Raw genomic sequence first — 23,189 nt, forward strand, 5'->3', positions numbered from 1 at the left:
CGTCGGCTTTGCGGTGCGCCGCCAATATGAGTCTCGAATGACTCATGTGGGCCCATAGCCGCTGTACGCAGTGGCTCGCACGCGAATCTCCGCTGGCGTACCCTGGGAATTTGCGAAGGTTCTGTGGCGCGCCGGGCGAAGCTTGGATGGCGCTGAGCGGGACACAGTGGCGCTCAGCAAGAACGCGAGCAATTTTTAGCCGCTAAAGATTCGTGGCGTTCCGCAGCTAGAGACGCCAGGAGGGAAACGACGGCGGGTCGTCCACCAGCAGCCCCAAGCGTGGGTTAGCCGAGGTCTAGTCATCACGCCGATTGCGTTCGCGATCGACCTGAGCGCGCCATTCCTTGACCAGTTGCCGGCGGTTTCGCGTGTAGCGCTCTTGCAGGAACTCCAGCTTCACGATGCGGTCACCACGGAACAGACGGAAGTCCTGGCGAAGTTCGCACCATCCCGCGATGAACCGCCGCGACTCCACGAAGCCCAGCATGATTGGCCAGATGGTTCGCTCCGAAGCCGCCCCGGCCTGATCGGTGTAGCCGATGCGCATCTTGCACTGTTCGCGCATCGCCTGACGGACGCGTGCCAGGTCAAGCCCTGAGGTGTCTTCTTTCTTTCGGGCGATGTAGAGCGCGTCGTCGTCCAGCATCCTCCGCATGTCGGAGGGAAGTACACCGCCAATCTTGGCGAGCGCATTCTGAGCGGCGAAGGCGAGCGCATCATCCGTCTGGCGGCTGACCCACTGTGCGCCCGCGACCAGAGCCTGGAGCTCTTCCTCGGTGAATGACAGTGGGGGTAGAAGGAAGCCGGGCCTCAGGATGTAGCCGACGCCAGGGGCACCATCGATCTCCGCTCCCAGCGACTGCAGGGTGGCGATGTCACGCCGTATCGTGCGCAGCGACACGCCCGACTCACTGGCGAGCACTTCGCCGGACACCGTTCCACGGTGTCGGCGTAGCACCTGCATGAGGTCGAACAATCGCTGGCTGCGGGACACGTCAATCCATCACAACGAGGCCTTTCCCGGCCAGCTTGTGTCCCTGTTCAAGCTCGGTGAGAAGTCGGATGGCTTCGCTCAGCGGCACGGGCTTGGCAACCGGGAGCCGGAGTTTCCCTTCTGCGGCAGCACGTGCCAGGCCGTCGAGGATGTCCGATCTCGCCTTGCAGATGATTGGTTTCAGCCTGTGATCGACCATGGAACGCATGAACTTGCCCAGCGTCGGATTGATGTCGAGGAACACACCTCCGTCGCGAAGCATTCCGAGGCCCACGGCGGTCGTCATCGTGGCCGCGGTATCGTAAACAACATCGAAGCGCTCGCTGATTGTTGTGAGATCGGTTGTCCGATAGTCGTAGACGCGCACGACACCCAGCGCATGGGCGCGTGGCATTGCTTCAGCGCTGCAGCTGCCCGAGACCCTGGCCCCTGTCATTCGTGCAAGCTGAACGGCTGTTTCGCCAACGGCCCCGGTGCAGCCGTTGATGAACACATGTGCGCCAGGCTTCAGTCCAGCCTTGTCGAAGAGGCCATTCCAGGCGGTGACGCCAGGAGTGCCGAGGCAGGCGGCGTCCTCGAAGGAAACGTTGTCCGGTTTCTTTGCCAGGAAATTCGCGTCGGTGAGCAAGGCATGGCCGCACGCGCCGCTTTCCTTGAGTCGTGCAAGGCCGAACACGGCATCTCCAGGCTCGAAGCGAGTGACGCCCGGGCCGACGGCCATCACGGTGCCGGAGAAGTCAGACCCCATTGCGCGTGGGAAGGACTTTCCCGTGACCATCTTGAGATCGCCGTTACGCACTTTCCAATCGATTGGATTGAGGGCAGCAAACTTGATCCTGACGGCCACCTCGCCCTCGCCAGGGGTTCCCAGGTCGAACTCTGTCAGGCGCATCACCTCGGGGCCGCCATAGCTGTCGAATTGAACTCGCTTCATTACGGGCCCGGTCGTTCAGTGAGGCTGAACCGTCTTCATGAAGGCAGCGAAGGGCGTGGCGTCATAGATCACATCGGTCGATGCAAGTTTGCCCTCCTTGACCTTGACGAGCTCCGCCACGAGCGAGCGCGGCACCGGGTGTGTCTCGGCGAGGTAGACCACAACGGCCTGTTTGTCGTCCCCGTAAACGGCGAGGACGGTCAGCTTCGTGAGCATCTTGGTAAAGCCTTCCTGGAAGGCGCGGAAGTGCTCGAGGCCGGTGGTCTGACCGATGGGCGAGGTACAGACGACGTCCTCGGCCGAGATGGAGACGATGGTCTCGACGTCCTTGTTCGCGAGCGCTTTGGCATAGACCTGAGCAATCTCAAGTGCCTTGCTAGTGTTCATGGTGCTTTCCTTCAGTTAGTTGGAAGCCCAATGTAGGTCGGCATAGTGACAGATTTTGTCACCATTCTTCTAAGACGTCATCGCTCGCGAGGTCGAGCTTGGCCTAGCCACATAATCGGCCGCACTCGCAGCCACAACCAGACGTTCGCGCCTCCCTCAGAATTGCCCGCACGGACAGGTCAGATTCGATGCTTTGATGGGAACACGATGCAGTCATCCACGTTGCAGTTCACTGCCGGCCAGCTGGCGACGACCCGCGCGCTGCGCAAGTTCTGTGAGGTTCACGGCCATGCGGAGGGTTGGCTTCAGCGGCTGGACGCGGTTCTTCATGCCATGGAGGCGCAGGATGCGCCCGGCTTGGCGGGCGTGCTAGCGCCATTCACTGGGGGTGGCATGGGCTCCATTGAATGGTTTCCCCAGTCATCGTCGACAACAGAGGACGACGGGTACGTCGAAGTTCTGTGGAACGCCCTCTACGGGCATTGGCGGGAACAGATGAGGCCGCACTGGCCAGCGAAAAGGGCCTGATGAAGCCCAACGCCGGTTCCGGCCAGCAGCGGACATTGCCGACGGGCTTTCAATCGCTTGCCGCCAGATTGCTTTGCTGTCTAGGATGAGGATGAGGAGAGGATGAGCATGAACATTCCCCCAAGCATCGCCCCGTTCTGGGACGCCTTCTGCGCCCAGGTTGAAGCGGATTGCTCCGACCGGTTCTTCGAAGCGTTCCACTTCGATGACAACGAAACCGATGCCAACGCACTTGCGGACCTAGTACTCGCAGGCATCAAGCGGGCAACTGCCGGTCTTGTCTGGGCCCTTGAGAACGCAGGCGGCGCGCCACCAAAGCCGGGAGCTCTCAGTGTCGTCACCTATTGGGACGGAACGCCTGTTTGTGTCATCGAGACGCTGGAAGTCGACGTGTTGCCGTTCGAGCAAGTCAGCGCCGAGTTCGCCGCCACCGAGGGTGAAGGCGACGGGTCTCTGGAGTACTGGCGCCGCGTTCACTGGGCTTACTTTGGCCGAGAGTGCGCGCGCGTGGGTCGACAACCAAGTCAGGTCATGCCTGTCGCGTGTGAGCGGTTCAGTGTCGTCTACAGAGCCAGCACTTGAAGGTACGGCCTCAGAATGTCCGCCGAGGGCCGCGACCGGCAAAAATCGGCCACTACCGGACCTTCATCATCGCCGTTCAGTTCGAGACCGGACCGCATAGCTCAGACGCATCGCGCCGACTGAAGCGCTCGGCTTTGTCCAGCAGCAAAGCGCTACAGAACGCGACTTCCCGCTTGGACAGCGGAGAGCGCATCGCTTACCGACCTGGCCGAGCTGAGCGCCGCAATTGCAGCAGCCTTCTCTGCGCTTTGATCTTGGCACTCGCCCCAGCTGGAGAAACACAGGTGCTGGCCGCAAGGCGTGCCGGTTCGATCCCGGCCCCGGACATTCAGCACGTCTCAGTACCGATAGTCCCGGTCGCCGCGGTCGTCCCAGTCGCGATGGTGATGGCGATGGTGATGGCGCCAACGTTCACCCCGCCAGTAGCCCGGGGCTGGCTGCACGTCGTACACGGGCGCCGGACGGTAGTAGACCGGCGGCGGCGGGCGGTAGTACGCGCGCGGTGCCGGCTCGTAATACACGGGCGCCGGCGCCGAATAGACCGGTGCGGGTTGGTAGTAGTGCACCGGGCCCGGTTCGGCAACGCCGATTGCAACGCCCGGCAGGTCGATGCCGACAGACCAACTCGTGCCGGCATTGGCCGAGGCTGCGGCGAAGAGCGCACTGGCTGCCACAGCACCAACTGCGGCCAGTTTGAGAAAGAGAGAACGATTGAGGCTCACTGTGGGGACTCCTTGTCGGGGCGAACACCGCCCTTGCCAACCTACAACGCACTGCGCCCATCGAATGTCGCGTCGCTAGCATGAAGAATGTTGCGAAACGTAACTAGATGCCCAGTCGCCCCAGCGAAAATGCACTCCGCTTCCACTTTGCAAGCCCCAGCCGCATCCCAGGTGTCCCACGATCCGACCAGCCGATGTCGGCCAAAACCGGAAGTACGCTTTCACCTTCCAATTCAACTATTCCATGAACGTTCGCCAGGTCAAGTAATCTGGCTCGCGCCTATTTTCATTGCTTGCTGTCCTTGATCACGAACCGAGGAGCGGCGCGAAGGAGTTCGGCGGCTTCGCCGATGATCCGATCAACCAGTTGGCCGACCGGTGGCAGATCGTGGATAAGTCCCACGGCCTCTCCAGCAATCACTGCGGCCGTCTCGAAGTCGCCAGAGGCCCTGGCGGCGGCGTATCGCTCGCCCTCTGTCCCCAATGCACGCATCAGCTCGAGTTCTCGCCCTGCCCAGCGCCGGAGATGCTCGTTCTGAAGGCATCGGCCTGTGAATGGAGCAGGCCACACGTTCCTGCGCGAGATGTCGAAGACAATACTGCGCAGGCTGCCGTCGCCGCTGGCCTCGACAATGCGTTTCTTGGCCGCCTCGAATCCGGCAGCCTCGACGGAGGCATAGAAGCGCGTGCCGAGCGCCACACCGCCGGCGCCAAGCATCAGCGCAGCGGCCAGGCCGCGTCCGTCGGCGATGCCACCTGCCGCAGCCACCGGCACGCGAGGTCCTGCGAGATCCACGATCGCCGGTACCAATGCCAGCGTTCCGCGGCTGACACCATGACCACCGGCTTCAGCGCCTTGCGCCACCAGGATGTCAGCGCCCGCGTCGAGGGCCTCCCGAGCCATCGCCTCCGTCTGCACCTGGCAGACCAGCTTTGCGCCGGACGACTTGATTCGTTGCGCAAACGGACTGGGATCTCCAAACGACAGCCATACTGCGCTCGGCCCCTGTTCGAGCGCGACATCCAGTAGATGCGGCTGGCGCGCCAGGCTCCAGGTGATGAAGCCGACGCCGAACGAACGGCCACGCTCGCGAACCGCCGGCGCGAGTATCGCGAGCTCTCGCGTCAGCCACCCTTCGTCACCGTAACCAGCTCCCAGGAATCCATAGCCGCCCGCCTCGATGACGGACATCGTCAGGCGTGCGTCGGCCACCAGATCCATCGCAGCCAGCAGGATCGGATGCTCAAGGTCCAGGGATTGCGTGAGGGCTGTCTGGAGTTGCATGGCAGGCTTTCGTTGGATGCCTTTACCTTAGCTCCGCGGTGGCAATTTTTAAAACGAATAACTAAGATACCTGCATTCACGAACTCAGATGGCAGCGTCATGGATACGACCGCTCTCGCGACGTTCCTGGCAGTGGCGCGGCACGGCTCCGTCACCGCCGCGGCAGTGGACTTGCACACTGTGCAATCCAACGTCACTGCGCGGCTGAAGCAACTGGAGACGGATCTCGACGCGACGCTCTTCCTGAGGCACAGCCGAGGCGTCACGCTCACCGCCGCGGGGCAACGGCTCGTGACCTATGCGCAGCGGTTCACAGCGCTCGCGGCAGAGGCGAAGGCTGCGGTTCGTGACGACGGCGTCGTTCGGGGCAGTCTGCGCGTGGGTTCGATGGAGACCACGGCGGCGGTGCGCCTGCCCGACGTGCTGGGACGATTCCATCGAGCCTATCCCGATGTGCAACTCGAAATCCGCACGGGGCCGACAGCAGAACTGCTAGAGCATCTATTGGCGGATCGGCTGGACGGTGCATTCGTGGCTGGCCCGCTCAATCACCCGGAACTGGTCGCGCGGCCCATCTTTCATGAGGAGCTTGTCCTGGTCGCTGCACGAGAGAGCGGCAGCTTGAGCCAGCGATTGGATCGGGGCGGGCTGACCGCGATCGTATTTCGTCAGGGTTGCTCGTATCGGCAGCGTCTGGAAGCCCAGTTCTCCGCGCGAGGGTGGCTGCCGTTTCGTCGACTCGAGTTCGGCACGGTCGAAGGCATATTGGGCTGCGTCGGCGCCAATGTCGGCGTAACAGTGTTGCCGCGCAGCGTAGTCGAGGGTTATCGTGGACAGGAAATGCTTCGGATCGAGTCCTTCGCTCCGGAGCCGCTGTGGGTCGACACGCTGTTTGTGCGCCGCCGGGATGCCTACGTAGGCGCTACGTCACGCGCCTTCGACATCGTGCTCAACGGCATTGCCGAACGTAGCAGCGGCACGCCGTCAGCGGTCGTCGAGAGCGTCACTCAATAAGTTTGCCAGGGGACATGGCACCGAACCTCATGGAGTCACTCATGTCGCCGACCAGGAGCCTCGTCTACGCCGCGCTGCTCGCCACTGCAACGCTCTTGTCGGCCTGTGCCACGGTGGAGAACCGCGGCTACGTGCTGGTCCACGCACCATGAGCGCCGAGGTTTGCCATGACCGACGATGGAACCGATGACGATCGAGAGGCGCTAGATCTTCTCCTCCGAGGATTCCAGGTCTCGCGGATGCTCCGATTGGTGGCTGATCTCCGTCTCGCGGACAAGCTTCCGAAAGACGGCAGCCGTAATGTGAGCGACCTGGCCACGGACTGTTCAGTGCTTGCCGTGCCGTTGCTCCGCGTGTTGCGCGCGCTTGCCGCTTTCGGCGTCTTTCGAGTGGGCGCGGACGGAAGCGTCGCCCACTCTCCGCGCTCCGTGCTCCTGAGGACCGATGAGCCGAATAGTCTTTACTATGGAGCCAAGTTCTGGACTGCGCCCGGCTCATGGAACGCCTGGTGCTTTCTGGATGCGGCACTTGCTGGCGGGAATCCGCATCAAGCCGCTTGGAAGACGGGCCGATTCCAGTACCTTCGTGAGCACCCTGACGAGGCTCGAAGTTTTGATGCCTTCATGGCGAACTTCCCCGATCGCCGGCACCAGGCCCTCGCCGCCAGCTTTGATTTTTCCGGTGCGAAGCTGATCGCCGACATCGGTGGTGGCAACGGAGAGGCGTTGCGTCAAATACTCGCGCGGTTCCCCGGCCCACGCGGATTGGTTTTTGACCGCGAGGACGTCGTGGCAGCCATACCGCCAGAAGCGCGATCGGACGGAAGAATCGACATCGAGGGCGGGAGCTTCTTTGATCACATTCCTCCAGGCGCGGACATCTACCTCCTGATGCGGGTGTTGCATGACTGGCCTGACGACGATTGCATTCGAATCCTGCGCAACTGCCGTGCCGCAATGACTCGCAGCGCGCGCTTGCTGATCGTGGAGCAGATCCTCGAGCCCGACCCGGCGGTCGGACGACCGTCGAGCTATTTGGTCGATATGCAGATGATGGCCATGTTCGGTAGCGCGCGCGAGCGTACCGAAGCTGAATTCCGCGCGCTGCTCCACCCCGCAGGTTTTGCGCTTGACCGCACAATTGAAACCGCATCGCCGGTGTGGGTCATGGAGGCTATCCCGGTGTGAGCGGGTGCAGCGTCTTTGCACGGTCCGCTTCGGAGAAAAACGGAAGCCCGGTTTGGGCCCATTGCAGCCGCTCAGTGGACCTCAAAATCGCTTGAAAGCAACCATCGGCTGAGGCGCTCATGGGGAATGAAGATCGCCACGCCCCCACGCCGCCAACGCGGTTCGCTTTCGCCACCAACCCACCTCTGGCCACTCCTATATCGCGACGTTGATGCATGCCAGGAGCCCCCGGCTACCAGATGAGTTGTCTTCGGTACTCATCGAACGACCCGCACACGCGGGCACGCCAGCTGTCCGAGCGCTGCCGCATGTAAACGGACCTGCAGACGTTCGTCGGGCTCCCAGGAGCCACCTTGAGCGATGAAGCGCCTGGCTGCGTCGACCACCACGCCTGCCGGCGGCGGTGCCGGGCTCTGCGGCATCTGTGCCACAAAGTCCTCCACCCGCGCGAACTGCTGGAGGTTGAGCCGCTCCACATCGAGTAGACCTTCAGTGTCGAAATCGAGGATGCAAAATGTTCGGTGCACCACTTGGGCGGGCTTCCGGTCCACCACCTCGACGATCAGGTCCGCTTGGCGAACGCGCTGGCCGGCGAAGTCCGGGATCCGACAGTTGTCTTCCTTGCGCAGCATGCGCATGAAGGCGCTGCCGGCCAACGCGTGCAACGTGTCGTCATCCGAAAGCAGGAATATTCTGGAAGACAGGCCCATCTTCTTCAGCGACGCCTCGGTCGGTCGCGCAGATCCCAAAGGGTACCCTGCCAGTTCGAAGTTCGGCCTTCGACGCCGCAGTTCGGACAGATCCAGACAATGGCATTGTCACGGGCGACGATGGCTTCGACCTCGTCTTTCTTGCACTTGAAGCATTTCGGCGCGGCCGGGGCTTCTCCCGCCGCGCTCGACGCATGGGCGACCAGGTCGGTGTGAAATTGCGCCATCGCGCGCGCGGCCCCCTTCGTTGGGCCGATAGCCCCGCGTGGATCGAGGAAGTGCCTGAGGTCGGTGATGTACATGCGTTTCGGTTGTCAGTCTGGGCGGAACGCCTTGGGGGTCCGCGTCCGAGGCGCAGACCACCGAGGGAGGGCCAAACGCTCACCGCGTCTTCATATAGGCCGCATACAGCGACGGATGGGCGTCGCGCAGCGCCTTGCGGCGCGCAACCACGTCATGGTGCCGGCCCTGCCGCTCCAGGCCGAGCATCTCCAGCAGCAGTCTCATCGCCTTTTCGGGCTCTGTGTGAAGCGATCGCTGCGCCTGACTCAACTGGCGTGACAACGCGGGCTTTTCCGTGAGGATCCAGGCGGGAAACCAGGCCAGGTCGCGCACGTCACCATGTCCCTCGAACGTCGCATCGAAGCGCTTGCGAAGTCTCTCCAGCAACGGGTCGGCGAGCCGCTTCGTCAGCTGGTCAAATCGATCACATGACAGCCATGCGAGTTCGGCGAGCAGGCCCCACGCATCGTCGAGATCGTGCACGCGGTAGCGCGTCTCCGCCATCCATGCCAAAGATGCCGGAATTCGGCGCCACGATTCGATTCGCGCCACGGCGTCGCTCGCCGCGGCCCAATCTCCGGCGCGCAGCCATAGCGCGGCGGCGTGGTCATCGCTGCGCTCAGGGCGAAATGGAAGGGACGAGGCCCGCTGCGCCAACGCGCGCCACAGCGTGACCAACCATGCCGAACCTGAGCGCGCCCCAAAAATACGCAGTGCTGCCGGTTCTATCACCTCGCCCAACGCACGACGCGCACGGTGCGCGGATTCGTGATCCTGGAATGGCGTCGCCGTGCGTTGCTCGAGCGCATCCACCAGCACGCGAAGCGGTGCCAGGGAGTCGTGGTCAGGAAATTCTTCGGCGAACTTGTCCCACGCTGATCTGGCGCTGACGGCTTCGCGACGCTCAAGGGCGGCCGCGACGTCGTTGCACAGCACGGTGTCGCGACTGTGATCGAAGATGTCGAGTTGCTGCGGGTGCATGGTCCCGTCCGATATGGCTGTTCCTCCCTGGAACTGTAAATCAGCCCGACGACGCCACGATCACGGCAAATTGAGAACTCCTGCCTTCAGGCACTCGACTCCCTCGCCGTGATCACCCTCCGCATCTGAGGTGACGCGGCTGCGTCTTGCGCCACCCGCGCCCAGATGAAGGTCTCGAACAGTGCTGGGCGCCAGTGCTAGGCCGGCTGCGAAGCTGCGAATCCTTGGGGACCAGTTCACGTGCCACCTCTAGACCGAAGTTCCCCGCCCTCTGTAGTCACTCCAACGGCGGCAAGTACTTGTCGCCGCTGATGAATCCTCCTCCGTGGAGGATTTTTTTGGGCGATACATGTAGTCACTAAAGTGACTTGCAAATTTCACATTCGTCGACTAGATTTCTCTACATGGCAGCCCGCACCGGTACCGCTCACGTCGTCACTACGACGCGCACCTACAAGGACCAGGTCTATCGCACCCACCTGCTGCGTCGCAGCTATCGCGAGGACGGCAAGGTCAAGAACGAGACCCTGGGCAATCTGTCGCACCTGCCCGATGAACTCATCGAGATCATTCGGCGCTCGCTGCAGGGCGAGACCTTCGTGCCCGTGGCTTGCGCGTTCGAGATCACGCACTCGCGTCCCCATGGCCATGTGCAGGCGGCAGGCGCCGCGATGGCCAGCCTGGAGATGGCCTCGCTGCTTGCCTCCAAGCCCTGCCGCGAATGCGAGCTGGTACTGGCGATGGTGGCCGCGCGCATCGCAGCGCCCCACACCAAGCTGGCCACCACGCGCTGGTGGCACACCACCACGCTGGCCGAGGACTTCGGCGTGGCAGAAGCCGACGAGGACGATCTGTATGCGGCGATGGACTGGCTGCTCGAACGCCAGGATCGCATCCAGAAGAAGCTGGCCTCGCGCCATCTGAGCGCTGGCGCCCTGGTGCTGTACGACCTGTCCTCGAGCTACTTCGAGGGTAGCTGTTGTCCCCTGGCCAAGCTCGGCTACAGCCGCGACGGCAAGAAGGGGTTGCTGCAGGTCAACTACGGCTTGCTCACCGATGCGCGCGGCTGCCCGGTGGCCGTGTCGGTGCATGAGGGCAATGTCGCTGACAGCCTGACCTTGCTGCCCGAGCTCAAGCGACTGCGCGAAGACTTCGGCGTCGAGCAGCTGGTGATGGTGGGCGACCGCGGCATGATCTCCAACAAGGCGATCCAGGAGATGCGCGAGTGCGAGGGCGTGGGGTGGATCAGCGCATTGAAGAGCGTGTCGATCCGCGCGCTCGTGGAGCAGGGGCAACTGCAACTCGACCTGTTCGACGAGCGCAATCTGCTCGAACTGAGCTCGCCGGACTACCCGGGCGAGCGCCTGGTGGCGTGCCGCAATCTGGAACTGGCCAAGCTGCGCACGCACAAGCGCGAGGAACTGCTCGCGGCCACCGAGGCCAACCTGCAGAAGATCAAGGCCCGCGTGGACGCGGGCAAGCTCGCTGGGAAGGATGAGATCGGCTTGCGCGTGGGCAAGGTCGTCAACCAGTACAAGGTCGCCAAGCACTTCGAGCTGGCGATCGGCGACACCACCTTCACCTTCGCGCGCAAGCGCGACGCCATCGCTGCCGAGGCGGCGCTGGACGGCATTTACATCATCCGCACGTCGGTGCCGCCCACACAGATGGACTCGGCCGACTGCGTGCGCAACTACAAGTCACTGGCCAACGTTGAGCGCGCGTTCCGCTCGCTCAAGACGATCGACCTGAAGGTGCGCCCGATCCACCACCGCACCGCCGATCGGGTGCGCGCACACATCTTCCTGTGCATGCTCGCCTACTACGTCGAGTGGCACATGCGCGAGGCCTGGCGCGAGTTGATGTTTGCCGACACCGAGCAGCAAGCCAAGGCTACGCGCGATCCCGTGGCGCCGGCCACGCGCTCCAAGGCGGCGCTGGACAAGGCGGCCCGTCACACACTGGACGACGGCACCCCCGTGCACAGCTTCTCCACCCTCATGGCCGAGCTCGCCACCATCGTGCGCAACACCTGCCGAACCCCACAGGCCGGGCCCGAGGCGCCCACCTTCGAGCTCCTCACCAACGCGCAGCCGCTGCACCTGCGCGCCCTCGCGCTCGTGCAAAACATCAAACCGTAGACAGAAAACTTCCTCGCCAACTCAAGCAAGTGCTTGAGTCACAAGGGAATCTCGTTCGTCGCTTCGGGGAACTTCGGTCTAGAGCGAGGGACCGGCATCGCGCCAAAGAAAAAGCCCCATGCATTGCTGCGCGGGGCTTGAAGCGGATCCTTACGGGGATCCGAGGAGACAGGGTCGATTATAGGGTAAACCCTAGAAACCTATGTGGGGTGGCCTCGGAATACCCCACACGAGCCTTGTCCGCGCGCGGCGCGGCTGGACGGGAGGGGCCCTATGGCGAACCTTGAACATCGAAATGAACTTTGCCGTTGACACTGAAAACAACCCCACAATGGTGGTGCCCACGCGCATGCGCCGGCCCTGGACGATCTTGTGCTCCTGAGCGATGCCACCACGCGCCGATGGATCTGCTCGACCACGACCGGCCCCAGCGCCATGCCCAGCTTGCCCAAGGTCTTCGCCGCCCGCGCTCGCAGAAAGTCGCGCGAGTGCGGATGAGTGGATGCAAACCAAACGCGCCAAGCAGAGCTCATCTTCATTGCTCACGCTGTGGCCCAGCGAGATTCCTCTCGGGCCAAGCTCATCAGGATCGGCGCGGTCCGTTGCGCGGCGGCGTCCCGATGCCGAGCGTACTGCGCATCCATTGCGCCATCGGCCGCTCGGGTGCAAGCACTCGCCCGATGATGGCCTCGGCATCGGCAACCCGTTCTGAAAGCCGCGCCGCATCGGTCGCCAGACGACACGCCTCGATCACGTCCCCCCCGGTGACTTCGTACCCGTGGCCCGTCGAGATCCAGTGCAGCGCCGCCAGGGCCGCTTCCATGGCAAACGCCGGGCGACTGTCCAGGTGATCACGCGCTGCACGCGTCAGCGTCTTCGGATCGCAGGGCGAGGCCCAGGCAAGCGACGTGGCTTGGTCGAAGAGCTTCAGGGTCTTGGCGGTCGCAAACCATTTGCCCGGCTCCCCGGGTGTGGAAGCGATGAGGTGGCCCAACAGCTTGTCCGGAGCCAGCTCCGGGTACCTCCTGGCGATCGCCCTGAACGTGGACAGGTTCGAGTTGGCCTGGTTTGCCAACAGTGCATAGCGATCGAACGCTTCGGCGCGACGGCCTGCTTTGAGCAATGCGTCTTGCGCAAACCGTGCGACTGTCTCCTCGCTGGTCGAACTCCCGGCGCGGTCCTGGACGAAGGCGATGGCTTCATCGACCTGGCCTCGTGCCACAAGCACGTGACCGCCCCAGACCAGGTACGGCCAGATCGGGTGCGGGTCCATGGCGACCAGTTCGAGCAACTCGTCGTGGCGGCCGGCCGTGAACAAGGCGCTGTAGCACACGCTGGTGCCAGAGAAGGAGGCGTAGGTGCCGGTCCTGCGATCGTCTTGGACGCGCCGCAGCGTCGGCAGCAACGTGTCGGCCCAACTCGATGCCAGCTCGGGCGTCACGCAGAGATCGCCCCACCGATCGCCGAGGGATTCGATGTACGACGGGTCGTCCTCCTGGATGGCGTCGAATAGCCGCTCGAGCCACTTCCCGCGAACGGCAATGCCCACCGTGGCGCCGGCAATGAGGGGCACCAGCGCCTGGACTGCCGAGTACGTCGCGCTGCCCAGCGAGCCGGACGAACTGTCCACGTGGGCCAAGGCCGGCGAGAGCTTTTCCAGCAGCACGACGGCGCCTTCGCCCGCAGCCGCCGGATCGTGCCGCGCGACCGCCCGAATCTCGGACAGCGCCTCGTTGATGCGGGAAATCGCGAGCTGGGAGCCGCGCCAACCGAAGACGCCACGGCGAAAGCGGGCGCGAAACGCCCAAGTCGTTGCTGGTGTCGCCTCGCGTTTCATCCAATGATGGCTCGACCGGGGTCGACAGCCCGTGCTGATTCCCCGGAGACGGGGGGCGCCTTTGACTTCGTGATGCGAAACGGTGGCAGTCCCGCCAGGATGTCCCGGCCGTAGCGCATCGTGACCAGCCGTGTGTCGCACACCGTGATCACCGCCCGGTCCGTCACGGTGCGTATCCCGCGGCCGGCCCACTGGGCCAGCTTCATCCCGGCGCGCGGAACGGCGATCTCGGCAAACGCGTCGCGCCCCTGGGCGCTCAGCCACTCCGCCAGCGCCTCCTCAACGGGCGAGTTCGGCGGGGTGAACGGCAGCTTGTCGATCACCACGTGCTCGCACAGCTTGCCCGGCAGGTCGATGCCTTCTCCGAGGGACTGGAGGCCGAAGATGATGCTGCGCTCGCCGCGCGCCACGCGGCGGCCGTGTTCCGCGAGCAGGTCCGTGCGCGAGCGCTCGCCCTGCACCAGGACCCGCTCGTGCAGGTCTGGCGGCAGGGCAGTATGACAGGCCAGCAACTGGCGCCTCGAGGTGAACAGCACCAGTTTCCCATGCCGGTGCTCGCGCAACAGCATCGGCAGCGTTCGGCAAAGTTCGTCCGAGAACTCCGGACCTTTGGGCGAACTGGCCATCGGCGCAATGTGCAGTTCGCCCTGCCTTGCATAGTCGAAGGGCGAGGCCACCGCCAGGGCGCGTCGGTCGGCAAAGCGGTTCATTCCGCTCATGCGGTCGAAGAAGTCGAAGCTGCCGCAGGCGGTGAGGGTGGCCGACGTGCAGACTGCCGCGCTGACGTTTTTCCAGAGAGTGCGTGCGAGGTGCTGCGCCGCCGTCATCGGACTGGCGCACAGCATCACATCGGCGCCGGCCGCACCCGTCGCGCCCGTCGTTCCTGTCACGCCTGCCGAGCCCGCTGTGGCAGGCATGTTGGTGATCGCGGTGTTGGCGCAATGCTGCAGCCACTTCGCCCAGGGCACCGTGTCGTGGGTAGCCCAGGCGCCGAACAGTCGCTCCAATGCTTCCAGCCGGGCGAGGTACACACCCAGCTCCACCCCGGCGCGCGCGTGCTCTTCCCGTTCGGCAGGCGACCGGGACTCGTCAGGCTCGGTCAGCGCGGCCGCGATGCCCGCCACCACGGCAGAGATCGAACGCAGGAGGGTGCCCAGTTGCTCGCATTCGGGGATCAAGGCCTCGGGCACCTGGCCCCGGACGAAGCGGTGGACGGGCTTGTCGGCGCTGACCAGTCGGCCCTCGGTCCACCAGTCTTCCAGGATGGCCAGCTTGTTCGTGCATTCGGTGATCGCCTCTCCCAGAGTCACGAGGTCTGGGCGGCTGGAGGCAGGCAGGTCGCGGCTGTGGCGATGGGCGACCGTGCGCAGGCCGGTGAGGAGGTTGGCGCTGGTGCCCAAGCGTGCCCGATATGAGAACTGCTCCGCGGCGATGCCCGGAAGATGGTGCGCCTCGTCGAACACGAACAGCGTGTTGCCCGGCTCGATCAGGGCGCTGTCGCTCTGCAGCGTGGCCAGGATCAGCGCGTGGTTGGCGACCTGGATCGTGGCGCTGGCGGCGCGGCGGCGGGCCCTGAAGAAGCCGCAACTCTTGAAATGCTCGCACTGGCCGCCGTTGCAGGCGCTGGCGTTGGCCTGCACCCTGCGCCAGTCCTCGGGGTCAGGGGGTTTGGCGAGGCTGTCGATGTCGCCGTCCCATTGGCCGCCGCGCAGTTTCTTGGCGACGCTCTTGTACCAGCGCATGGCCTTGCCAGTGTCACGTTCCGCGCCCTTGGCTTGCCAGCTCGTGCCAGCGAAGCCGTCCTGGAAGCCATCGCCCGGCAGGCTCTCCTGGGCCTCGTCCTTGAGGGCGCCTTCCAGACGGCTTTCGCAAAGGTAGCGCCCGCGGCCCTTCAAAAGGTCGAAGCACAGATCCGGAACGACCTTCGCCAGGCGAGGCAGGTCCTTGTGAAAAAGCTGTTCCTGCAGCGCGACCGTGGCCGTGGAGACGATGACGGTCTTCTTCAACAGTTCCGACGCTACGATGGCCGCAAGGCAGTAGGCCACCGTCTTGCCCGTGCCGGTGCCGGCCTCCAGCTGCGCCAGGTTGTTGCCTGGGCGTCGCTCGTCGTCGGGCGATCTGGCGCTGAGGAAAGTCAGCAGCGCCGCGTGCATCATCTGGTGCTGGCCGGGGCGGGCGATGAAGCCGGGCCAGGTGCGAGCGACCTCGCTGTAGAGGAACTCCAGGCGCTTGCGAGCCTTCTTGAGCAGTTCGGGCGCAATGCCCTCGGTGCTGGCGTGGGCGGGCGTTTTCACGAAGGCATCCCGCTCCTGGGCAATCATACGGGTGCGCTGCGGCGCGGAAGAGGCCATGGGATCGATTATCGACATGCCGGCGACTGATTCTCGCGCTGACCGAGGGCGGCCGGTTCACCATGCGCCGGGCATAGCGCCGCACCAGGACGTCGTTGAGATCGCCCAGGTGTAGATCGATGCCCAGGTCGGTCAGGAATGCGACGCGCGTAGCCCCAAATGTAGGTTCTCTTGGCCTTGCCCGCACCGGAATCGAGCAGCGCCATCGGGCTGATCAGCACACCGTTTCACGACCCTCGCGCAAGGACAAGCCAACAGCAGATCAGGCCGTGGTCACCGTCGTTCCCCGGCATCCCACAGATGCGCAAGCGCACGGAGAGGGCTCCTGCGCATGCGACGCGTCGATGGACAACGCGTAATCGCGCGTATGGGCCGTCTCGCCTCGGCGACGAGGAGAGGAGGCGTCGCTCGGATAAACTTCCTCAATCCACTTTGATAGTCGCGGGACGTGTACCGCTTGGCGTTGCGCGGGTTTCGGCGTACAGCCCAGATCACCCCTTAGACTCGCTCGGCATGAGTCAAGGCAGCAGTAACAGGTCTAGCAAGGCCCGCGTGAAAGTCCGCGGCCAGGCGCAAGTGCCAGCCGATCCGGGCTTCGCCGAGATCGTTACCTTGATCCAGGCCGCCAGGGATCGGGCGTACCACGCGGTCAACACGGCGCTGATCGACCTCTATTGGCAAGTTGGGGAATACATCAGCCGCAAGCTTGCAGCTGCGGAGTGGGGCGACGGAGTTGTCACGCAGCTGGCGGCCCACCTGGCCAATACGCAGCCGGGACTGCGAGGCTTCACGCGCGCCAACCTCTTTCGCATGCGGCAGTTCTACGAAACCTATCGCGATGACGAGAAAGTCGCACCGCTGGTGAGACAACTGCCGTGGACCCACAACCTCATCATCCTGAGCCAGAGCAAGCGACCTGACGAGCGCGAGTTCTATCTGCGCGCCGCCGCCCGTGAGCAATGGAGCAAGCGCGAGCTGGAGCGGCAGTTCGCGATCGCGCTTTTCGAGCGTGCAGTGTTGACCCCGGCAAAAGTCTCACCGGTGGTGAGACAAAGTCACCCCCAGGCTCTCAGCGTCTTCAAGGATGCCTACCTGCTCGAGTTTCTCGGCCTGCCGGAAGGGCATAGCGAGGCCGACCTGCATCAAGGGCTGCTCGCCCGCCTCAAGACCTTCCTGATCGAACTCGGGCGCGACTTCTGCTTTGTCGGCTCGGAGTTTCCGGTCCAGGTAGGCAAGCAGGACTTTGCGCTTGACTTGCTGTTTTTTCACCGCGGGCTGAACTGCCTGGTTGCCATTGAACTGAAGGTCGGGCGCTTTGAGCCCGAGTATCTAGGCAAACTGAGCTTCTACCTCGAGGCACTGGATCGCAATGTCCGCAAGCCGCACGAGAATCCAGCCCTGGGTGTGCTTCTTTGCGCCAGCAAGGACGACGAAGTGGTCGAGTACGCTCTGAGCCGCACCGCTTCACCCGCGCTAATTGCGCAATACCAGACCCAGTTACCTGACAAGGCAATGTTGCAGGCCAAGCTGCACGAGTTTTACTTGCAGGACTTGGCCGCACGTGGCAGCAATCGCGAGGAAGGCCGCGGGGGCCCACCATGAGCGCAGCAGCGTCGGGCTGAGACTCGCTCGCTCGTTTTTTTCCTACAAGTGTGTGTGTGTCAACGCTAAGTTCAGATGTCGCATTCCTGGCCAAATAGAAATGTCGCATTTCCTCTTTCTTGATGGAGCCCGGCGAACTCGGTGACCGCCTTGCCTTTGAACTCGCACAGGCCTATCAGCCGAAGGCCGGCGCGTTCGTCGTGCACGCTGTTGAATTGATTGGGCTATCGCGCCTTTGAAGGACGCGTTGCCGTGGTCGAAGCAGTCGACAAGGGCGTCATCGATTTGCACGCCTTGCGCAGGGCCTGCTCGAAGTCCTGGACGTTGAACTGCCTCGGGTTACGCGTGCCGGGTACTGCCGCCCTGGGCCGTGGAGGCTGCCCCTGATTCGTTCGCGATGGCGTGCAGCGCCGGTCATCTCGCTGCGCCTGGATCGCCTGCGCCGCGCGCAGCGCATGACCCAGGCGCTTGTTCTCCACGACGGCAGCGGTGTCGATCTGCGGCAGCTTGTCATAGCGCACGTAGGGCAGGGCGCCGCCGCCCGCGCGCACCTCGATGCGCCCATCGGGATACTCGTACACATCGATGTACCGTTGGATCAGCCTCCGGTTGCCTGCCGTGTCCGCCAGCATGTAGATCTCGCGCGCATAGTTCAACGTCAGCGACAGCGACACCTTGCGCAGCTCCCGCCAGGTGAAGGTGAGGTCCAAGTCCTCATCCGCGCGCAGCGGCCGGTGTGCGTTGAAGTCGCGCCGCGGTGACTTGGCGAACCGGCCGTTGAAGTCGGCCATGAAGTGGCCCGCGAACGCGTTGCCCGCCTCGAGCGTGCTGATGCCACGCAGCCTCAGCTCCTTGACCAGCCTGTCCTGCAACGTCTGGTTGGCACGTTCGACCCTGCCCTTGGCCTGGCTGGAGTTGGCGCACATGATGTCAATGTTCAACTCGTACAAGGCCCGGCCGAACTGCGTGACACCACGCTCGCCGAACTCCGGCTTGGTCACCGGCCGGAAGATGCTCGCCTTGTCGCTGTAGAACGCCACCGGCTTGCCGTGGGCCTCCAGGTAGCCACGGGTCGCCTCGAAGTAGGCAAAGCTCGATTCGGTGGGCACGAAGCGCAGCTGCATCAACCGGCTGGTGGCGTCGTCGATGAACACCAGCAGGGTGCACGCTGGCGATCGCTCCTCGAACCAGGCGTGATCACTGCCATCGATCTGGATGAGCTCGCCCAGGCAGTCGCGGCGGTTGCGCGGCTGGTGGATCTTGGGGGCGCGCTGCCTGCGCGGCGTCCACAGGCCCGCCGCCATCATCAGCACCCGCACGGTCTCCTTGGCCAGGATCAATCCATGGCACTCACGAAGCTTCTCGCACGCAAGCGTCGGACCAAAGTCGGGGTAGCGTTCGCGGATCAGTGCCGTGGCTCGTTCGGCGGTACCTGGGTCCAGTTGATGATTGCTCGGCCGCCCACGCTTGCGCGATACGAGCCCGGCTACACCATCGGCCGTGTATCGCTCAACGAGCCGCTCCATCTGTCGCCGGCTCAGGCCCAGGCGCAGCGCGGCCTGACCAACGCGCAGCATCCGGTCCACCACGGCTTGGACCGTCTTGAGTCGATCGGCTTCGCGCATGGTCATCGTGATGGTTGTCGCCGTCGTCGCCATCGCCGTACCCCAGCCCCAGAAACTGGGACGGCAGACTTTGCGACATTTCTACTTGGCCAAAACGCGACATTACTATTCAGCCGCTACAAGTGTGTGTCAACGCTAAGTTCAGATGTCGCATTCCTGGCCAAATAGAAATGTCGCATTTCCTCTTTCTTGATGGAGCCCGGCGAACTCGGTGACCGCCTTGCCTTTGAACTCGCACAGGCCTATCAGCCGAAGGCCGGCGCGTTCGTCGTGCACGCTGTTGAATTGATTGGGCTATCGCGCCTTTGAAGGACGCGTTGCCGTGGTCGAAGCAGTCGACAAGGGCGTCATCGATTTGCACGCCTTGCGCAGGGCCTGCTCGAAGTCCTGGACGTTGAACTGCCTCGGGTTACGCGTGCCGGGTACTGCCGCCCTGGGCCGTGGAGGCTGCCCCTGATTCGTTCGCGATGGCGTGCAGCGCCGGTCATCTCGCTGCGCCTGGATCGCCTGCGCCGCGCGCAGCGCATGACCCAGGCGCTTGTTCTCCACGACGGCAGCGGTGTCGATCTGCGGCAGCTTGTCATAGCGCACGTAGGGCAGGGCGCCGCCGCCCGCGCGCACCTCGATGCGCCCATCGGGATACTCGTACACATCGATGTACCGTTGGATCAGCCTCCGGTTGCCTGCCGTGTCCGCCAGCATGTAGATCTCGCGCGCATAGTTCAACGTCAGCGACAGCGACACCTTGCGCAGCTCCCGCCAGGTGAAGGTGAGGTCCAAGTCCTCATCCGCGCGCAGCGGCCGGTGTGCGTTGAAGTCGCGCCGCGGTGACTTGGCGAACCGGCCGTTGAAGTCGGCCATGAAGTGGCCCGCGAACGCGTTGCCCGCCTCGAGCGTGCTGATGCCACGCAGCCTCAGCTCCTTGACCAGCCTGTCCTGCAACGTCTGGTTGGCACGTTCGACCCTGCCCTTGGCCTGGCTGGAGTTGGCGCACATGATGTCAATGTTCAACTCGTACAAGGCCCGGCCGAACTGCGTGACACCACGCTCGCCGAACTCCGGCTTGGTCACCGGCCGGAAGATGCTCGCCTTGTCGCTGTAGAACGCCACCGGCTTGCCGTGGGCCTCCAGGTAGCCACGGGTCGCCTCGAAGTAGGCAAAGCTCGATTCGGTGGGCACGAAGCGCAGCTGCATCAACCGGCTGGTGGCGTCGTCGATGAACACCAGCAGGGTGCACGCTGGCGATCGCTCCTCGAACCAGGCGTGATCACTGCCATCGATCTGGATGAGCTCGCCCAGGCAGTCGCGGCGGTTGCGCGGCTGGTGGATCTTGGGGGCGCGCTGCCTGCGCGGCGTCCACAGGCCCGCCGCCATCATCAGCACCCGCACGGTCTCCTTGGCCAGGATCAATCCATGGCACTCACGAAGCTTCTCGCACGCAAGCGTCGGACCAAAGTCGGGGTAGCGTTCGCGGATCAGTGCCGTGGCTCGTTCGGCGGTACCTGGGTCCAGTTGATGATTGCTCGGCCGCCCACGCTTGCGCGATACGAGCCCGGCTACACCATCGGCCGTGTATCGCTCAACGAGCCGCTCCATCTGTCGCCGGCTCAGGCCCAGGCGCAGCGCGGCCTGACCAACGCGCAGCATCCGGTCCACCACGGCTTGGACCGTCTTGAGTCGATCGGCTTCGCGCATGGTCATCGTGATGGTTGTCGCCGTCGTCGCCATCGCCGTACCCCAGCCCCAGAAACTGGGACGGCAGACTTTGCGACATTTCTACTTGGCCAAAACGCGACATTACTATTCAGCCGCTACAGTGTGTTTGGGAGCATGCCTTGTTATGTTAAGTGCTCCGAGCGGAGCGATGGACGGGCCTTGCGGCGTATCGGCCTTCAGCAGCGAGCAGGTCCGTCCGTTTTGGTCAAACGAGCATCTGCGCTGCTGATCGCTACCTGATCCGACGAACCTTGCTTATGGTTCATACACTTTACGCATTCCACATTGATCGTTCACCTCCGATGTCACTTTCCGACGTTCTCACCTCAGCATACGGCGCCACATTCGTACTACTCGTCGCGTTCGTCAAGGCGGTCAAGACGCTGTACGAATTTCATGACGAGTACCTTATCAAGCGTCGCTTCAAACACCTCAACTTTCTGAAATCTGAAGCGATGGGCAATGAAGACCTCATTCGGTTTGTTGATCTGGCGAAACAAGAACTGGTGTTCGCCAGCGCCTTGGGCCGCTCAGCTTCCCCCCGGCTGTCGTTGGCGATCATGGAGCTTTACAAGACCAGGCTCTTTTCAGTTTGGGAGCTCCGGACCAGTCGTTACTACATACATCTCGACGATCGAGGTCTCATCGAGGTTCGGCCTGGTAGGGTCGGAATTTTGCTGGCAGCATTTGCCTTTCTCTTTTTGGTTGGAATCGCTGCCTATGTCGCGCCCATAGTGCTCAAACTTGTCGCGACGAAACAATTGACGGCGATCGCGACGGCCGCAGCGATGTTGCTCGGATTCTTCCTGATGGGCCTCTATCTATTGCGGGACGCAATTGAAGTTGCCATCGCGTGGAGAGTCGGGAGGCAGCTTAAAAAGCATCAACGCCATACATCCGCTGCCGCCTCGGCCGCGCCCGCCATCGAAGCTGCATCATTGCGCGATTAACGCTGGGTCCCTGAGTCCGAGCAATGCGCTCCGCGTGGGGCAGGTCTTTCACGGAGCCGCTGAAATTGAAGCAGAGACTTCTTGAGCGCGCCTCGCCGCCGCGGCTCACGGAGTCCCATGCACGGCGAAGTAGTTCCGGCGCATCGTAGAGCGGTCCCGCAAGGTTGGGCAATCCACCAAACGGTGGAGATCGGTGCTGGTCAGTACCCCCGTCGGCGTCCCAACACGTGGTCCGTACTATCCGAGGCGGCCGCCGCCGCAGGCGATACAGCGCGCCAGATTTTCGACAGTTGCCGCCCACGCGCAGACCGTACCCGCCTCAGGGTCGGCCCTCCGTGCGTGCGCGCGGCCTTGTCTTACAGCAATCAGTGATTCACCGCACAAGGCCGCCTCAAAAATGCAACGCCCACAACCGCCGGACTGTCAAGCCCCTAAGTGCGGATGCTGCGCTGGAACGGCTGGTCCTAAATTCCGAGCGGGAGCACCACGATCCGCAGACCAACGAGCCGGCGGACAGACCGAGAGGAGACAGTGATGGCTGAATACTGCGTCAATCGTCAGCAGCAAACGAACGGTGACCATGAGGTCCATGAGCGGGGCTGTCAGTTTTGGCCGAGCCCGGCGAACGCTCTATCGCTCGGCTATTTCTCCAGCTGCGCCAGTGCGGTCCAAGCGGCTCGCCAGCACTATCACCAAGTGAACGGCTGCCGAACGTGCAGCCGACCTTGCCATACTCAGTGAAAGAAGGGGTGTCCTGCGATCCGCGGACACCCTCTTTCCGTCAGGCGCTGCGCCGGGAGGGGCCGAACACTGAGGTCGACCTGTCGGGCACTCTGCGCCTGTGTCCGCTGACCGATCCTTCGATGGATGGAGATGTTGACGATCGGCCGCAAGCCGCCATCAGCCGACTTTGAGGTAGTCGTACTTTGTTGGCAGATCGGTGCGCATCGGCTTGTAGAGATAGGGCAGGGCAGGCTCACTTCTGTACTTTTATTAACCGTCTTCTCGAAGCCTTCAGCCAGCCTTCCAAGTCGCAGGCTTGCTGGTCGGCGTAGACGTTTTTGGTTACACCGAGGGCCAGCCGCCACGTAGCACCTAATTCGCGCCACTACTTTCTCCAAAGAAAATCACGCGCTGAAGAAAAACCTGCAGTCCAAATCTGCAAACCGAGTGCATGCTCTGTCCCCTAGACGGAGAGAGGAAGAAATGAAAAGAATTCTGATGGCCATGGTCGCCTGTGCCACAAGCTTCGGAGCGATCGCGCACTCTGGCGGCCTGGACAGGAACGGCTGTCACCACGACCGTTCGAGCGGAACGTACCACTGCCATCGATAGCGCTGACGATGCCGAATTGAGCAGCA

The 23,189-nt window shown here is 63.3% G+C and carries 22 protein-coding genes; 8 read left to right on the forward strand and 14 right to left on the reverse strand.

Features of this window, described 5'->3' with window-relative positions; all coding sequences use genetic code 11:
• Positions 1-295 precede the first annotated feature (295 nt).
• From ACSQ9A_RS30625 to ACSQ9A_RS30635, 3 genes are read right to left on the reverse strand one after another with little or no spacing between them, the layout of a single operon-like run.
• Entirely contained in the window at positions 296-994 is a 699-nt protein-coding gene (locus tag ACSQ9A_RS30625) for a helix-turn-helix transcriptional regulator (RefSeq protein ID WP_436306652.1), read from the reverse strand.
• 1 nt (position 995) lies between these two features.
• Positions 996-1,928 (reverse strand): NAD(P)-dependent alcohol dehydrogenase, encoded by a 933-nt coding sequence (locus ACSQ9A_RS30630; RefSeq protein WP_436306653.1) that lies wholly within the window; start codon positions 1,926-1,928, stop codon positions 996-998.
• Positions 1,929-1,943: 15 nt separating this feature from the next.
• On the reverse strand, positions 1,944-2,315 hold the full coding sequence (locus tag ACSQ9A_RS30635; protein ID WP_436306654.1) for a nuclear transport factor 2 family protein: 372 nt from the start codon (positions 2,313-2,315) through the stop codon (positions 1,944-1,946).
• A gap of 207 nt (positions 2,316-2,522) precedes the next feature.
• Between ACSQ9A_RS30635 and ACSQ9A_RS30640 the strand changes: the two genes are divergently transcribed.
• Together ACSQ9A_RS30640 and ACSQ9A_RS30645 are read left to right on the forward strand one after the other, a co-directional pair.
• Positions 2,523-2,843, forward strand: coding sequence for a hypothetical protein (locus ACSQ9A_RS30640; RefSeq protein ID WP_436306655.1), 321 nt, complete (start codon positions 2,523-2,525; stop codon positions 2,841-2,843).
• 108 nt (positions 2,844-2,951) lie between these two features.
• Positions 2,952-3,425, forward strand: coding sequence for an ASCH domain-containing protein (locus ACSQ9A_RS30645; protein ID WP_436306656.1), 474 nt, complete (start codon positions 2,952-2,954; stop codon positions 3,423-3,425).
• A gap of 338 nt (positions 3,426-3,763) precedes the next feature.
• On the opposite strand, the gene ACSQ9A_RS30650 is transcribed toward ACSQ9A_RS30645, so the two are convergent.
• Positions 3,764-4,147: a hypothetical protein gene (locus ACSQ9A_RS30650; protein ID WP_436306657.1), complete on the reverse strand. Its 384-nt coding sequence runs from the start codon at positions 4,145-4,147 to the stop codon at positions 3,764-3,766.
• A 286-nt stretch (positions 4,148-4,433) separates the two neighbouring features.
• The gene (locus ACSQ9A_RS30655) at positions 4,434-5,432 is read right to left on the reverse strand and encodes an NAD(P)H-dependent flavin oxidoreductase (RefSeq protein ID WP_436306658.1); all 999 of its coding nucleotides are present in this window, start codon (positions 5,430-5,432) and stop codon (positions 4,434-4,436) included.
• A gap of 99 nt (positions 5,433-5,531) precedes the next feature.
• Between ACSQ9A_RS30655 and ACSQ9A_RS30660 the strand changes: the two genes are divergently transcribed.
• Positions 5,532-6,446, forward strand: coding sequence for a LysR family transcriptional regulator (locus ACSQ9A_RS30660; protein WP_436306659.1), 915 nt, complete (start codon positions 5,532-5,534; stop codon positions 6,444-6,446).
• A gap of 167 nt (positions 6,447-6,613) precedes the next feature.
• Positions 6,614-7,633 (forward strand): methyltransferase, encoded by a 1,020-nt coding sequence (locus ACSQ9A_RS30665; RefSeq protein ID WP_436306660.1) that lies wholly within the window; start codon positions 6,614-6,616, stop codon positions 7,631-7,633.
• Between the two features lie 257 nt (positions 7,634-7,890).
• Here ACSQ9A_RS30665 and ACSQ9A_RS30670 read toward each other — a convergent pair whose 3' ends face one another.
• From ACSQ9A_RS30670 to ACSQ9A_RS30680, 3 genes are all read right to left on the reverse strand, one after another.
• On the reverse strand, positions 7,891-8,343 hold the full coding sequence (locus ACSQ9A_RS30670; protein WP_436306661.1) for a hypothetical protein: 453 nt from the start codon (positions 8,341-8,343) through the stop codon (positions 7,891-7,893).
• A gap of 5 nt (positions 8,344-8,348) precedes the next feature.
• The gene (locus ACSQ9A_RS30675) at positions 8,349-8,645 is read right to left on the reverse strand and encodes a hypothetical protein (RefSeq protein WP_436294688.1); all 297 of its coding nucleotides are present in this window, start codon (positions 8,643-8,645) and stop codon (positions 8,349-8,351) included.
• A gap of 79 nt (positions 8,646-8,724) precedes the next feature.
• Positions 8,725-9,606, reverse strand: coding sequence for a hypothetical protein (locus ACSQ9A_RS30680; RefSeq protein WP_436306662.1), 882 nt, complete (start codon positions 9,604-9,606; stop codon positions 8,725-8,727).
• A 404-nt stretch (positions 9,607-10,010) separates the two neighbouring features.
• On the opposite strand from ACSQ9A_RS30680, the gene ACSQ9A_RS30685 reads away from it, so the two are divergent.
• Complete coding sequence (locus ACSQ9A_RS30685; RefSeq protein WP_436306663.1) at positions 10,011-11,747, forward strand: IS1634 family transposase; 1,737 nt, start codon at positions 10,011-10,013, stop codon at positions 11,745-11,747.
• A 583-nt stretch (positions 11,748-12,330) separates the two neighbouring features.
• Here the strand turns inward: ACSQ9A_RS30685 and ACSQ9A_RS30690 are convergent.
• Entirely contained in the window at positions 12,331-13,584 is a 1,254-nt protein-coding gene (locus ACSQ9A_RS30690) for a hypothetical protein (protein ID WP_436306664.1), read from the reverse strand.
• The gene (locus ACSQ9A_RS30695) at positions 13,581-15,878 is read right to left on the reverse strand and encodes a helicase C-terminal domain-containing protein (RefSeq protein WP_436306665.1); all 2,298 of its coding nucleotides are present in this window, start codon (positions 15,876-15,878) and stop codon (positions 13,581-13,583) included. Before ACSQ9A_RS30695 ends, ACSQ9A_RS30690 begins: the two co-directional genes overlap by 4 nt.
• Positions 15,879-16,487: 609 nt before the next feature.
• Between ACSQ9A_RS30695 and ACSQ9A_RS30700 the strand changes: the two genes are divergently transcribed.
• A complete protein-coding gene (locus tag ACSQ9A_RS30700; RefSeq protein ID WP_436306666.1) occupies positions 16,488-17,537 on the forward strand; it encodes a PDDEXK nuclease domain-containing protein in 1,050 nt (349 codons plus the stop codon).
• 71 nt (positions 17,538-17,608) lie between these two features.
• On the opposite strand, the gene ACSQ9A_RS30705 is transcribed toward ACSQ9A_RS30700, so the two are convergent.
• The 4 genes from ACSQ9A_RS30705 to ACSQ9A_RS30720 all read right to left on the reverse strand — a co-directional run bounded on the left by ACSQ9A_RS30705 (position 17,609) and on the right by ACSQ9A_RS30720 (position 20,890).
• Positions 17,609-17,743 (reverse strand): hypothetical protein, encoded by a 135-nt coding sequence (locus tag ACSQ9A_RS30705; protein WP_436306643.1) that lies wholly within the window; start codon positions 17,741-17,743, stop codon positions 17,609-17,611.
• An 18-nt stretch (positions 17,744-17,761) separates the two neighbouring features.
• Entirely contained in the window at positions 17,762-19,195 is a 1,434-nt protein-coding gene (locus ACSQ9A_RS30710) for an ISNCY family transposase (protein WP_436306644.1), read from the reverse strand.
• A 108-nt stretch (positions 19,196-19,303) separates the two neighbouring features.
• Positions 19,304-19,438, reverse strand: a complete 135-nt coding sequence (locus ACSQ9A_RS30715) for a hypothetical protein (RefSeq protein WP_436306643.1) — start codon at positions 19,436-19,438, stop codon at positions 19,304-19,306.
• Positions 19,439-19,456: 18 nt separating this feature from the next.
• Positions 19,457-20,890 (reverse strand): ISNCY family transposase, encoded by a 1,434-nt coding sequence (locus ACSQ9A_RS30720; protein ID WP_436306644.1) that lies wholly within the window; start codon positions 20,888-20,890, stop codon positions 19,457-19,459.
• Positions 20,891-21,180: 290 nt separating this feature from the next.
• On the opposite strand from ACSQ9A_RS30720, the gene ACSQ9A_RS30725 reads away from it, so the two are divergent.
• Together ACSQ9A_RS30725 and ACSQ9A_RS30730 are read left to right on the forward strand one after the other, a co-directional pair.
• Positions 21,181-21,828: a hypothetical protein gene (locus ACSQ9A_RS30725; protein ID WP_436306667.1), complete on the forward strand. Its 648-nt coding sequence runs from the start codon at positions 21,181-21,183 to the stop codon at positions 21,826-21,828.
• A 1,227-nt stretch (positions 21,829-23,055) separates the two neighbouring features.
• Positions 23,056-23,163 carry a YHYH domain-containing protein gene (locus ACSQ9A_RS30730; protein WP_436307735.1) on the forward strand — a complete coding sequence of 36 codons (108 nt, stop codon included), beginning with the start codon at positions 23,056-23,058 and terminating at the stop codon, positions 23,161-23,163.
• The last annotated feature ends 26 nt before the right edge of the window (positions 23,164-23,189 follow it).

Origin of the sequence: Variovorax sp. LjRoot290 (assembly GCF_964253985.1) — a bacterium.
Lineage (GTDB): Bacteria > Pseudomonadota > Gammaproteobacteria > Burkholderiales > Burkholderiaceae_C > Variovorax.